Source organism: Selenomonas sp. oral taxon 136, from assembly GCF_001554015.1.
Taxonomy (GTDB): domain Bacteria; phylum Bacillota; class Negativicutes; order Selenomonadales; family Selenomonadaceae; genus Centipeda; species Centipeda felix.
In genome coordinates, this window is sequence record NZ_CP014239.1 from 2,024,803 (window position 1) to 2,038,023 (window position 13,221).

The 13,221-nt window shown below is 56.9% G+C and carries 10 protein-coding genes; all 10 read left to right on the forward strand.

The window, feature by feature from the left end; genetic code table 11:
• Positions 1-76 precede the first annotated feature (76 nt).
• Positions 77-1,927, forward strand: coding sequence for a TM1812 family CRISPR-associated protein (locus tag AXE86_RS09680; protein WP_061946577.1), 1,851 nt, complete (start codon positions 77-79; stop codon positions 1,925-1,927).
• A gap of 1 nt (position 1,928) precedes the next feature.
• Positions 1,929-3,665: a TM1812 family CRISPR-associated protein gene (locus tag AXE86_RS09685; RefSeq protein WP_061946579.1), complete on the forward strand. Its 1,737-nt coding sequence runs from the start codon at positions 1,929-1,931 to the stop codon at positions 3,663-3,665.
• Positions 3,666-3,667: 2 nt separating this feature from the next.
• On the forward strand, positions 3,668-4,033 hold the full coding sequence (locus AXE86_RS09690) for a hypothetical protein (RefSeq protein WP_061946581.1): 366 nt from the start codon (positions 3,668-3,670) through the stop codon (positions 4,031-4,033).
• A 49-nt stretch (positions 4,034-4,082) separates the two neighbouring features.
• Complete coding sequence (gene cas6, locus AXE86_RS09695; RefSeq protein ID WP_061946583.1) at positions 4,083-4,904, forward strand: CRISPR system precrRNA processing endoribonuclease RAMP protein Cas6; 822 nt, start codon at positions 4,083-4,085, stop codon at positions 4,902-4,904.
• Between the two features lie 96 nt (positions 4,905-5,000).
• Positions 5,001-6,590 (forward strand): Cas10/Cmr2 second palm domain-containing protein, encoded by a 1,590-nt coding sequence (locus tag AXE86_RS09700; protein ID WP_061946585.1) that lies wholly within the window; start codon positions 5,001-5,003, stop codon positions 6,588-6,590.
• Positions 6,591-6,592: 2 nt separating this feature from the next.
• Positions 6,593-7,450, forward strand: a complete 858-nt coding sequence (locus AXE86_RS09705) for an RAMP superfamily CRISPR-associated protein (RefSeq protein ID WP_061946993.1) — start codon at positions 6,593-6,595, stop codon at positions 7,448-7,450.
• A complete protein-coding gene (locus AXE86_RS09710; RefSeq protein ID WP_232294872.1) occupies positions 7,450-9,054 on the forward strand; it encodes a hypothetical protein in 1,605 nt (534 codons plus the stop codon). Before AXE86_RS09705 ends, AXE86_RS09710 begins: the two co-directional genes overlap by 1 nt.
• A complete protein-coding gene (locus tag AXE86_RS09715; RefSeq protein ID WP_061946587.1) occupies positions 9,051-10,427 on the forward strand; it encodes an RAMP superfamily CRISPR-associated protein in 1,377 nt (458 codons plus the stop codon). The genes AXE86_RS09710 and AXE86_RS09715 overlap by 4 nt, the downstream gene beginning before the upstream one ends.
• Entirely contained in the window at positions 10,424-11,023 is a 600-nt protein-coding gene (gene csx19, locus AXE86_RS09720; protein ID WP_061946589.1) for a type III-D CRISPR-associated protein Csx19, read from the forward strand. The genes AXE86_RS09715 and csx19 overlap by 4 nt, the downstream gene beginning before the upstream one ends.
• Positions 11,016-12,809, forward strand: coding sequence for a TIGR03986 family type III CRISPR-associated RAMP protein (locus tag AXE86_RS09725; RefSeq protein WP_061946591.1), 1,794 nt, complete (start codon positions 11,016-11,018; stop codon positions 12,807-12,809). The genes csx19 and AXE86_RS09725 overlap by 8 nt, the downstream gene beginning before the upstream one ends.
• Positions 12,810-13,221 lie beyond the last annotated feature (412 nt).

Genomic DNA, 13,221 nt, shown 5'->3' on the forward strand with positions numbered 1-13,221 from the left:
ATAACATGAGAAGCTATTCCTTGCCTATTGCGTTAATTTTAGATAAAATAAGAGATAACTTAGGAGGTGCGCGTTCATGAATCAGAATATTGCAATCAATTTTTTCAGCCCGGTACGATGCAAAACAGATCCGGATACGGGACGACGAATTTGTATTGTCACAGAAGGTAATTTTATTCTGGAGGTGGGAAGTGAACCGTTCCCGGGATTCCAGACGAACGAAGCACCGCTTGCGGATGTGGTCGATCTGCTGGCACAGAAGGGGGAGCGTCTACACCGTGTCTATTGCCTCGTAACGCCGCAGTGCCTGTCGGCGGAGATGGGCGGCGAGGATAGAGGACTTGTGGTCGAGGAACACGGAGAGCGCAGCAAATACCCCAGTCAGTTCGAGTTCTGGTGCAGTCGGATGAAACGACTGCGTCCTGCGCTCGTGGAGACGGACTTCATACCGATACTACTCCACTATCATGAGGATACACTGATCGAGGACATCGAGAGTCAGGTCGCATCTCTGACCGAACGCATCAAGGCAGATGCCGGTGGATTCGCCGAATGGCATGCCTGTCACATCTATGCGGATATTACAGGCGGGGCACGCTATGTTACCATGATGATGACATCCGTCATGCAGTTTCTGCAGTATGACGGAATGCGGGTCGAGAAGATGATCTATGCGGATTTCAAGACATTGTCGCTCGAAAACCGCATATTTGATGTGCATGGCACCCTTGATGTCTACAAATTGGTTGCGGGAGCGGACGCATTCGTTTCCTATGGTATTTCCCGAACGATTGAGGAGTATTTTGACTACGATGCAGAGAGCGGAACCTCCGGCAAGCCGATTAGCGATGCTCTCAAGGGCGTGCTTCGTGCCATGCACACGTTTTCGGATGCCATCCAGATCTGTCAGACGGGCAATATCCCACCGGCGCTTTCCGCACTGAGTACAGCGATTACGATATTTTTGGATGTGCCCGAGGAAGACCGTACGGTTGACGATCGTATGTTCATGCAGCTCATTGATACGATCACCGAGGGCTATGGCGAATTGCTCGGAGAGACAGAGGATGAAGCGGAGCGCTACGTGCCGATTATCCGCTGGTGCATAGAGAAGGGGCTGCTCCAACAGGCAATGACACTTGCGACCGAGTGGCTTCCCGTATGCTTCGTTCGGCAGGGGATCGTCTATCCTGTGTCGGCGTACATGCCTTGCGCGGAACGGTCAGTGGATCGGATGCACCCCGGCTGGATGCAAAATTTTATCATAAATTCGACACAGTATTGGAATGCGATACAGACCATGTGCGTCGATACCTACAAGCCTATACTTACGGATGCGTTGGAACATGGGATTGTTCCGGAGAGAGCACCGTCGCTTGTCCTCTCTTATTGCAAGTTGGGGCAAACCTTTCAGCATTTGCGCGAAAATCCAGCGGAGATACGGACTCTTCCGGAGGACGTATTGTGGCTGTATGAGCTTGTCTGCACGCAAATTGAGAAGGAGAAGGATGGGCAGAGGTGGACGGTTCCAAAACTTTTACAGGACGGTGCAGCATGGGCTCGGATCAAATCGAAGCTGCTTAACAAAATCTTAGAAAAGAAAAACAATCCACTTGTATTCCGATTGCTGGGGATTCAAAAGTGCAAATTCCCATCCGGAAGTTCTGACGACCTAGATCGGCGCTGGGCAGCGTGGGAGGATACATGGACAAAGATGCTGGAGACCATGGGGATTGTGCAGACGGACTGCGGCAGGAAACACATGATGTCCTGTCTGCGTGCGTACTTCTACCTGCGTGAACAGCGCAATCAGGTCAACCATGCGACCGCAGAAAACACACTGGGGCGCAGGGAGATCGTAGGCTTGCTGGACAATGTACTGGCAGAACTTTCTGCGGCAGCATCAAATTCACAGGAGGAGCGGTAATATGCGGACGAACATCATGCTATGCTTCTTGAGCGACGTCAAACTCGTTCGGGAGACGGGTGCAATATCCGTTGCAGACTACCAGAACATCGGCGAAAAAAAGAAATGCCATACGACAAATGAATCTGCCGTTCGCTATCTTCTTAGCGGAGCGCATGAGCCCGCAGACCGGTTGTCACGCCTCTTTCTCGTGCGGACGAACAAGGTGGCGGGGGCTATTCAAGGCTATAACGCCACGCATGACTGGGAGCAGACGCATTATGACTACTTCCTTCACCGGATATCGGATATCGTGCCGCACGCGGAGCAGATCGCTGAGGCGATTGACTTTGACGAGAATGAGCCGATAGAGGAAAATACGAACGTGCTCATCGACGTCGCCTCCCATGTGCGCCGCTATGCAAAGGCCGTCAGAAAGGATCATCCTGACACAGAGATTATCCTCCACGTTGACGTTACGGGTGGGCTGCGCAATGCCTCCATGATCCTCGTCGCGCTCATGCGGCTGCTCCAATATGAGAACATCCGCATCGGCAAAGTCCTCTACTCCGATTACAACAAAAAACGAGTTGAGGAGGTCAACCCGCTCTATTCCTTCTTCGACCTCGTCGCAGGGGCGGAGGAGTTCGTCCGCCACGGAGAAGTCACAGTGATGAACCGCTTCTTTGAGCAGCGTGAAAAAAGTCAGGCACTCAGAGCACTGCTCGCGTCGATGCGTAAATTCGCCGAGGAGCTGAAACTCTGCCACTATGGCGATCTGCGCGATGCGATTGTGGAACTTCAGCGGTCGATCACGGCGTTTTCATCCGCTGCGACGGGCAATGCAACGGCGGAAGCAAAACAGAGTGATGAACTCATGCGTCAGATGCTCGGGCGCATCGAGGAGGACTATGCGAAGATCCTGAAGGAGGAACTTAACGACATCGCACTCATCCGCTGGTGTATTGCACATGACCTCCTCCAGCAGGCGATGACGCTCGTTACCGAACGTATCCCGGAGGCACTCGTAGACTCCGGCTTTCTATCACTATCGTCCGAGGAGGTGCAGGCGCTATTTGAATGCAAGCTGGAAGAGGACTCCATGCATCGGAACAGAGGGGTCTTTCTGGTCACTGAGTTCAAGTACAAAAATATGAAGAACTTTCAAAAAGCGAGAAATGAATGGCGAGAAAAACGACAACGGTTCTTTAAGGAATTTCGGCAGGAAGTGACGGAGGATAAAATTAACGAGTTTGTTGATGGGAGACTCTCGGATCGTTTCGAGGTTCGTCTGAAAGATGCGGAGACGCTGCGCGCCTTCCTCCTGTGGCTGAATCGTATGCGCAGCCCGGAGAAGTGCAGTTTACAGCATACAGAACATGGCCGTACGTATCTGGAACAGATCAAACCGATATACATAGACGCCACGAAGGGAGACTGGGATGCTTTGCTTGCCAATAAAGATAATTTCGTTGTAGCAAAGCTCATTAGAATCTTGGGCAGCCAAGACAGTAAATGTCCATTCCTTGACATTGAGTGGAAACCGGGGGCATGTCGGCTGTATGAGGCAGGAATCGAGCCGAAGGATAAAAATCTCGCAGAGGATATTCTCGACAAGTATTTTGTCATCAAAGATGAGCGCAACCATACCAATCACGCGCGCGCGGAGAAGGGGCGTATGGCGGTGGACAGCCTCAAGAACAGCATGGAGCAGATCCTCAAAGACACCGAGATCGCGTGCCGCATGGCAAAGGAGTAGGCATGACGGAATTTATCAACCATACCAACCACCCCTCCTCGCGTTGGGAGGAGGGGCAGAGACAGGCCGCAGAGGCGTATGGAATCATTGTCGATCTTCCCTTCCCGCGCATCCCCGCCGACTGGGACGCGCAGGCGGTACACCGTCTGGCAGAGGAAAACGCGCAGGAGATTCTCGCGCGAAAACCGATGGCGGTGCTTGTGCAGGGCGAGTTTACCTATACCTTTGCACTCGTATCCCTGCTGAAAGCGGCAGGAATTGCCGTCCTCTCCGCGTGCAGTGAGCGCCTTGTGAATGAGCGTGTTGATGAAAATGGTGAGACCATACGCGAGTCACGCTTTGTATTTCGCCGTTTCCGCGCCTACTGATTGCAGGTACCCATCTGCATAGAGTACCTGTGCCCCCTAGGAGGAAAATATGTTAGGCATCCTTGTCCTCCGCCTGCGCACGGAGCGCGGCGGACACTACTCCATGTTCCCCGGCAAGCTGCTGCACGGAGCGCTCTTTCGCTGCATTGCCGCATACGATGCGACGTTCGCGGCCGAGCTCCATGCACGGAAGATGAAACCCTTCACCATCGGATTTTTTCGGCGCACCGGCAAAAACAACGCAGCCGTTCTCCGCGCACAGGAGCTCAACGAACCGCACTATGCGGAGGGGGAGGAACTGCTGCTGCGGCTGACGGCACTCGACGAGAACGTACTTGCGGCACTCCTTCGGATTCCGCTCGGAACAGTGCTGGCGGTGGGGCAGCTCTCCTTCATCGTCGAGGAAATCCTTGCCGACGGACGGGAAAATACGGGTGTCATCGCGGAGGAGGAACTGATCGCTGCGGCACTTTCGGCGGAGGATGCGCAGAAAATACGCATTTCATTCCGCTCGCCGACCGTCTTTCGTGTGGACAAAGACGACTGTGCCGTCCCACGTCCCGCGCTCATCTTCGCCTCCCTCGCGGACAAGTGGACATGGCAGGAGCTTCCCTTTGCCGTGGACAAAGACATCGTACGTGCGATCGCGGCGAAACTCATACCGCTGGACTGGCTGGGCGCGGGTGTCAGGATTCGTCAGAGTGAGCGCAAAACGATGCCGGGGTTCACAGGGACGTTTGCGTTCAGCATAGGACGACTCTCCCCAGAGGAACGGGAAATCATCCTCCTGCTCGCGCAGTTCGCCCCGTTCTGTGGCGTAGGTCGCCTGACCGCACAGGGCTTTGGGGAGACCATCGTGGCACTCGGATAAAAATAAGGATTGTCTTATAGAATTGCTATCAAAGATGAAGGGAAAAAGAGTAGAAATGCCGAAATAGAATGTATTCTATATTGAGGAGGTCGAGCTATGCAGTACAAGGCAATACTCTTTGATACGCGATCCATACAGAAGTACATCTTCTCGAGCAATCAGCTCAAGACAAACATCGGTGCGTCCTATCTTGTGGAGGCTGTCTTCGAGGAGATACTTCTGCCGGCAGTGCGTGAAATCCTAGGGGCGGATACACTGGATGACATGTCGTGGAAGCGGCCGGAGGACACCGATTGGTCGTCCATGACGGCAGCGGCGCGTGTGGGCTACATCGGCGGCGGCAAGGCACTGCTTCTCTTTGCGGAGCATGTGGACGACGACATCCTGAGCGCCGTCATCGCTGCGTTCACGAAAAAGCTCCTGATCCATGCACCCGGGCTTCATACCGGTGCGGCGACCGGCACCCTCGAACTCGCGGCGGACGGACGCTACATTGGAGCGGAGCGGCTGAACCCTCTCTTCGACCGACTCAAGGAGGGGCAGAACACCGTATTTCCGGCAGTCAACGTACCCTACACCGGGCTGACTCTTGCGTGCAGCGAGACCGGGGAGACGGCAAACGCATGGGTAGACGGTCGCTTCTGCTCGTGGGAAGTCGCCGCCAAACTGCATCCCACATTCCCGTCGGGAAGTGGAGAGGCGGATGTGCAGCAGGCACTCATGGACAAACTCATGACCGCCTTCACGCCCGAAGAGCAGGAACACTTTATCGGACGCTATGACTTCCCCGTCGAGTTCGCCCGCCTTGGACAGAAAACGCCGAAGAATGATATTGCCGTCGTGCATATCGATGGCAACAACATGGGGCGGAAATTTCAAGGCTGCGAAACACTGACCGCATACATCCGACGTTCGCGTGGCATCCGTCACGATACCCTTGCCGTCTTTGCCGCACTCGTCAAACACATCGTGGAGCATATTGACCGGTACAAGGACAGTCTCGATCTCAGAGACGAGCATGGGCTCTGCACCCTTCCCGTTCGTCCTATCGTTCTGGGCGGCGACGATATGACCTTCGTCTGCGCGGGCAAGGCTGCCGTGGAGTTTTCGGCATTTCTGATGCAGCACCTGATGGAGAAAAACATTGCCTCCTGCGCTGGCATCACCATCATGAACACCTCATACCCGTTCTTTCGTGCCTACGAGATGGCAGAGGAGCTATGCGGCGCAGCGAAGAACGAGATGCGTGCGCTGGAACGTGCGGCAGGACACGAGGTGGACTCCTGCTGGCTCGACTTTGCCATCCTGCACGGCGAGCAGCCGCCGACACTGGAACAGTTCCGGGCACGGGAGTATCGTGGTGCGCGCGGCGATCTGCACTTTGGCCCGTACCGCGTTGATACGGACGGAGCGGGTGCGACGGATGAGCGGCACATCACCGCACTCCTTGCGGGCGTACGGGGGCTGCGTAGGCTTCCGCGGAACAAGGTCAAGGAACTGCGGCGCGTCCTTGCCTATGGAAAACACGAGCAGCAGCAGTTTATGACACAACTAGGTCATCTGAACCTGCAGCTGCCCGATGTACCTGCGTGGCGTGCCTACGCGGAGAACCTGTGGGAACAGGAGCGCACACCCTATATGGATGCGATTGAACTCATGGACTATGTCATGGATGGGGAGGTGTAGTGATGGCAAAGAACCGGAATAAAGACGGCAAAACAGGGCAGAAAAAAATCAAGTATGGAAAGAAAGAACCAGTTGTCCGCCAGAGCACCCGAGAACCAGATGAACCGCAGATACGGCAGGCCGACACCGTAGATCCGTTTGCCATGATGCAGACACAGCCTGCTGGCCTCGGAGATATCGACCCCGCTGCCCCGATTCGCATCCACATCCGAACATTCTCCCCGCTCCATCTCGGCACAGGCTACGCAGATATCCACGTCGATGCGGACGTGGTACAGGATGATGTCGGACTGCCGTATTTCCCCGCCAAGCGGCTCAAAGGACTGCTCTATGAGAGTGGCTGCGAGGTTGCAGAGATGGCAGAGACCGCGGAACTCGACCTCTTTGACAGGGCGGCGCTCGATACACTCTTTCAGCGCGGACGGATGGGGCAGGTGCAGCTCATCCTACACAACCTCTATATGGAACAGTACGAGGAGATCCATGCAGATCTCAAGCACCTGGAGGAAAAATATCCCTCCATCTTTCGTCCGGAAGACGTCCTCGGCGTCTACGCGAACCTGCGCTGGCAAACACGGATCAACCGTGAGACGGGCATAGCGGAGCAGACCACACTGCACAACATGCGTGTCATCGAAAAGGGCGCAGCGTTCAGCGGAGAAATCCGTCTGGTCGACGCGGGCATAAAGCATCTGTGCATCCTCGCCCTTGCCGTACGTAACCTCTCGCAGTGCGGCGGAAAACGGACACGCGGATTTGGCAGGATCGGATGCACCCTGCGGCAGAACGGCAAAGACATCGTACCTGCGCTCATAACGAAGGCAATCGGGCGTCAGGGGCGGAAAGGGGGCAGACGCTGATGCAGATGATGAAGGTTCGTATCCGAACAAAAGCACCGATGATCCTCTCCGCGCCGGGACATACATCCGTCATGACCGCGACGCAGGACAGCTTCAGCGGCTCTGTACTGCGCGGCATCTTTGCCGCACGCTTCATCAAGGCTGCTGCGCTTGGGAATGCGGCGCATGAGAATGACGACTTCATGCGCCTCTTTTATGGCGGCCTGCGCTTCGTTAATGCCTATCCCGTCGAGCCTCTGACACAGACGCGCGCAATCCCGTTGCCGCTCTCCGTGCAGCGTTCGAAGGACGGCAGTTCGATCTGTGACCTCATGTACGGAGAGGCTCCGCGCGATGGGGGCTTCAAGAGCATGCGGGGCTTTGCCGCCGTCTGCGACAAAGGACTGCATCCCGTCGCCGTGCAGAAGGAGATCCGTCTCCACATCAGCCGCAGTGATCTGAATGGCGGCAGCGGCAAGGAACGTCTCGCCGGCAGGAGCATGGACGGCGGCGTATACAACTACGAAGCGATTGCGCAGGGGCAGAGCTTTGAGGGACTGATCTGCGGCGCAGAGGAAGAGCTACGCCTTCTCTGCGGCACCATCGGCACAGAGACGTTCTCCTGCTGTGCGGGACGCTCCAAATATACACAGTACGGACAATGCGAGATCACCGTGATGCCGGCAGAGGACATCTCACTGCCGCCCATCCCGACCGAGGAACGCTTCTGTCTCCGATGCGAGACACCCTTCCTGCCGCACAGAGCCGTGCTGGGGGATGCACGCTCCATGCTCGACGAAGTCGTCGACGCGCTCAATGCAGGGACAGATGGCGGCTTCCTACTGGCAGAGGAACAGCGCAGCATCTATGCGCAGGCGGAGGACATTGACAACTTTGTCGGCGTATGGGGAATGCGCCGCCCACGCGAGACGGCGCTCAGCGCGGGAACCGTGTTTGCCGTCCGAAAAACAGGCGGCTGGCAGCCCTGTGACATGGAGGCGGTGAACGCCATCCTGTGCAGCGGCGTTGGGCGCCGCACAGAGGAGGGGTTCGGACAGCTGCGCATCTGGGACGGCAGGGGGCTCTGCTGCATCGCGCAGGACCCGCCCACACCCGAAGCACGCGAGCTCTGCACAGAGAGCAGACGCATCGCAGAGCAGATCATCCTCGCCCACATCATCGAACAGATCCGCGTGCTGGCGGCAGAGGATGCAGGGCGCGCCCGCAGGACATTCCCGCCCGATGCATCTCACGCATTTGCACGACTAGACAGTGCTCTCGGCATACGCCCGCAGGGCGCATGTGAGCGTATACGGCAGATCGTATTGGACACAAAAAAAGAGATGCCGCTCGGCAAAATGCTGGAGAACGTCAAGGTCGAAGGGCGTCCCCTCCGATCCTACCTCGGAGAGATCATACACGAGGAAATGCCCTATGCTGCACGGGAGCGACAGAACGTCACCGCAGAGCAAGACCTCATCGACGCAGGAAAAGAAATCGGCGTATGGGGCGGCACGGCGGCACTCCTGAAGCAGGAAGAAGTGTTTTACGCATACTGGCACACATTCTTCCGCTTTGCAAGAAAAACGGCAGGAAAGCCGGAGAAGGGGGGCGAAAGCGCATGAATACGAACGTGAACCCAGCGCAAATACTGGGACGCATTACCGTGCGGGGTAGACTGCACCTTGCGGCGCCGCTGCTCATCGGCGAAGGAGAAAGCGGGGAGGACCGGAACGATCGAGACATCCACGTCCTGCGCAGCAAGGACGGCGTACCGTTCATCCCCGGCACATCGCTGGCAGGAGCGCTGCGCAGCTTCATCGAAGCAGACACCCCATGTGCGGCAGACATCCTGTTCGGTACAATGCACCGCACCGGTGGGGAGAGCGTATGCGACGAGCGTCAGAGCGCTGTCTCCCTCTATGACGTAGAGCTCAACGATGCAGTGATCGGATCCCGTGACGGCGTCCACATCGACGACGTGACAGGGACGGCAATCGACGCACATAAATACGACTACGAAATCGTCGAGAGCGGGGCAGGCGGCCCGTTCTATGCCGAGATCTTCCTGCGCCGCGTCCATCAGAAAGACGAGCACATGCTGAAAGAAACTCTTCTCCGCCTGAGTGAACTCCTGCGCGGTGGCTTTCATGTCGGTGCGCTCACCACCAAGGGATTTGGACGCATGCAGCTGCGGGATATGGTCGTGGACTGCTATGACTTCCGCAGGACAGAAGACGCCATCGCGTGGCTCTCGCCCCAGCGGGGCAATGCTGCTTGGCACATGGCGTATGACGATACGGCGCAGGCAGAACCGCCGCCTGCAAAGGGGGACTTCGTCATCACAGCGGACTTTGCACTCACCGGCGCACTGATCGTGCGTGACAGTGTGGATCCACTAGCGGCGGACGGTGAGAAAAGCCCTGCCGCCCGCATGAAGACGAATGCTGCAGGGCAGAACATCATCCCCGGAACAACCCTCAAGGGCGTCCTGCGCCATCGCGCCGCATACATCCTACACGCCTTGGGAAAAGAACAGACACAGGCAGAGGCCTTCATCGACCGCCTCATGGGGACGACGGCCGCCCGCGGCCGCTTCATCGTCGAGGAAGCCGTCGTCGACGCCGAGATGCACACACAGACGCGCAGCCGCATCGACCGCTTTACAGGCGGGACGATCCCCTCCGCACTCTTTTCTACCGCGCCGGTATGGCGGAAGAAAGACGAGGGTCGCTCCGTCACCCTCCGCTTCGGCGTGCGGCAGGCAAGTGAGCAGGAGGCAGGGCTTTGCGTCCTCCTCCTCAAGGATCTCTGGCTGGGGCGTGCGGCAATCGGCGGGGAGAAATCCATCGGCCGTGGCACACTGGAGGGGCTGCACGCCGTCATCCATTACCATGGGCGCTGTTACGAGCTCGCGCAGGGACAAAACTTTGCTGCGGATACGGTGCAGAGCCTGCAGGGATATGTGACCGCACTGTGCGAGGAGGATGCGACATGAGCAAGGAGAAGAAACAGAAAATGCGCTGCATTTGTGCGGGAAAAAGCGCAGTAGAGACCGTCGACATCCCTGCCTCAGCGGAAGAACTTTCCCGCGAACTTACGCGACGGAACGTGCAGAAAGCGACCGCCATACTCTGGCAGGTGAACAAAATACACTGCGGGACGTGGCAACAGGGCACATTCTCCTTTCCCGATGAGGCGCCACTGAACACGAAACTGCTCATCGAACTCCGCATCTTCAACGAAACGAGCGAACTCCATCTGCAGCGCAAGAATGACCGGCTCATCGGACGCTTTCGCACCGACGGGGAGGGAGAGGCGGCGGAGTACGTCGACACCCTCGCACGCTTCTGGGGAAGCAGGAGCGACGCCACGCGGGAAGAGGAGCAACACAGCGCGTGGATGACCCTGCGCGACCCCGAGCGCAAACTGAAGCTGACCCTGCCCAAAATAGAGGACAGCGCAGAGAACCCCGTATATGTCGGACTCGTGACGCGCAGCTACATCGGCATCCATACCACAGGACAGGCGGGGTATGTCGATCATCGGTATTGCCGCATCGCAGCGGCGGATATGGAGGAGAGCAATGGCTAAGGACTACGATACGGCAACAGCACCGTACAACTTCGTATCCCTGCCGCAGGGCGTACTCACCTCGCCCATCGAAGGGGATGCCATGAGCGATGCAGAGCGCGTCGAGAACTATCGCGCCCATGTTCTTGCAAAGGGACGCCTGAGTGGCCGAATCGACCTAGAGATCAAGACACTGACACCCGTCTTTATTGGCACAGGCGTCGATGCGGGGGACGCCGTCGAGAACTTTTTCGCGCCGACGGGCATCCCCATCCTCCCGGGCAGCTCACTGCGCGGCATGATCAAAAACCTCTTTAAGATCGTCACCTGCAGCGCCATGCGGGCGGGCGAGGACTATCACGATCAGGTGCTCTACTTCCGTACACTGGCAGATAGAGAAAAAAATATGCAGAGACTCTACACAACGGAGATGGCGACGACCGTTCGGAAAGGAACGAACACCATATCCGAAACCAAGGCAGAGGCGGGCTATCTCGTGCAGCAGACCGGCGACGACGGCTACTATATCTGTCCGGCGGAATTTGACATCATGACCTACGGAGTGGGCAGACAGCCGGAGAATGAAGTCCGCTGGGGCGAACCGGGGAGTGGACGGGCGGACTGTCACACGGGACGGATGCACAAGAAAGGCACCTATACCCGCCATCGTGACCCGGACTGGACGCAGCGCATCCCCGTCTCCAATCACGTCGTGCAGGCATATCGTGAGGACAGCAGCCGCAAGGGCGTCGAACTGCTGGACAAAGAGAAGGGGCATTTTTGTGCAAAAAAGGGGGACGCCGCAGCGTCCTTTACAGGATGGGACGACATCCGATTTGTTGCCCCCTGCTTCTACAAGACAGATGCGCAGGGGGAGATTGCACATTTTGGCTTTGGCAGATTTTATCGCATTGCCTACCACATGAGCATCGGGGATCACGTCCTACGCATGGAGAGTGAACGGATCGACTACACCGATGCCCTCTTCGGACGCCGGGAAGAGCGGGAATGTGCGCGAGTAGGCAGGGAGCAGACGAATCGCCGCAGCGGGTGTAAAGAACTCTGGGCGAGCCGCCTTGCCTTTGCCGACGCCGTGCCAAAAGAGACCCCGCGGACCGAAGCCCCGCACTTCCCGCAGATCCTCAGCGCACCGAAACCCACCGCCGTACAGCTCTACCTCGAACAGAAAAACGGGGCGAATCGGCTCGCCCATTGGGACTCTGCAGGTGTCCCCATTCGCGGCTACAAACTCTACTGGCATCAGAAAAATGGGACAGCTTGGATGAACAGAGAACAGGATGAGCCGAACACACAAACCCAGCGCAAGATCCAACCCGTGGCCGCCGGAAACACATTCTACGGCAGCATCCGCTTTGAGCGCCTGTCCGAGGATGAACTCGGTGCACTGCTCAAGGTGCTCTGCCTGTGCGACGGATGCCTCCTCTGCAAGATCGGCAAGGGGAAACCCATCGGACTTGGCAGCATAGAGATCACGCCGCGGCTGTTCCTCACCGATACGGAGGACTCCTACCACAGTGCCTTTGATGGAGAGGGCGGATGGAATACCGCAGAGCGGGAAACCGAGATGAACGCCTACATACAGGTGTTCGAGAGAGAACTGGATCGTCTCGGTAAAGACGTACGCGCACGCTATGACAAAGCGCAAAAGGAACTCGTCCACCTCCTCCGATGGGATCACACGAAAGACCCGAAATGGGAGGAGAAAATCGCACAGATGACCATTGGACAAGGGGACAGACGGTTCCAAGGACGCGCGATACTGCCAACAGCACTGGATGTAAAGTAAAGGACGCGGTGGAAGGGGTGCTTGCAGCGACACCGCCGACATAATGCCAAGGGGGTGCTGTACGAAGGTTTTCGCTTTGTGCAGCACCCTCTTTGCATGGGCAAACACTTGTCATTTGGCGTAGTCTCTGCTATGATATAGACGGTGCAGAGAACGAAATGGAAAGTCGTGGAGATGTGCCGCAAAGCCGCATAACACCGTCGAGACTTTCCAATTTGCTCATGGGCGTGCTAGGTGCTGATCGCGCAAGGGATTGCGCCGGAGAGAGAAGCTGAATAGGAACGGATATTTTACATATTTTTCGTCAGAACTCTCAAATTTCCGGAGACTTTCCAAAAGGGCTTTTTCCCCCCGGGGGACAAGGGCTGCGAGCGATGAGGCTGCACCACCAACAAAGCCGCGTGCGGCATTG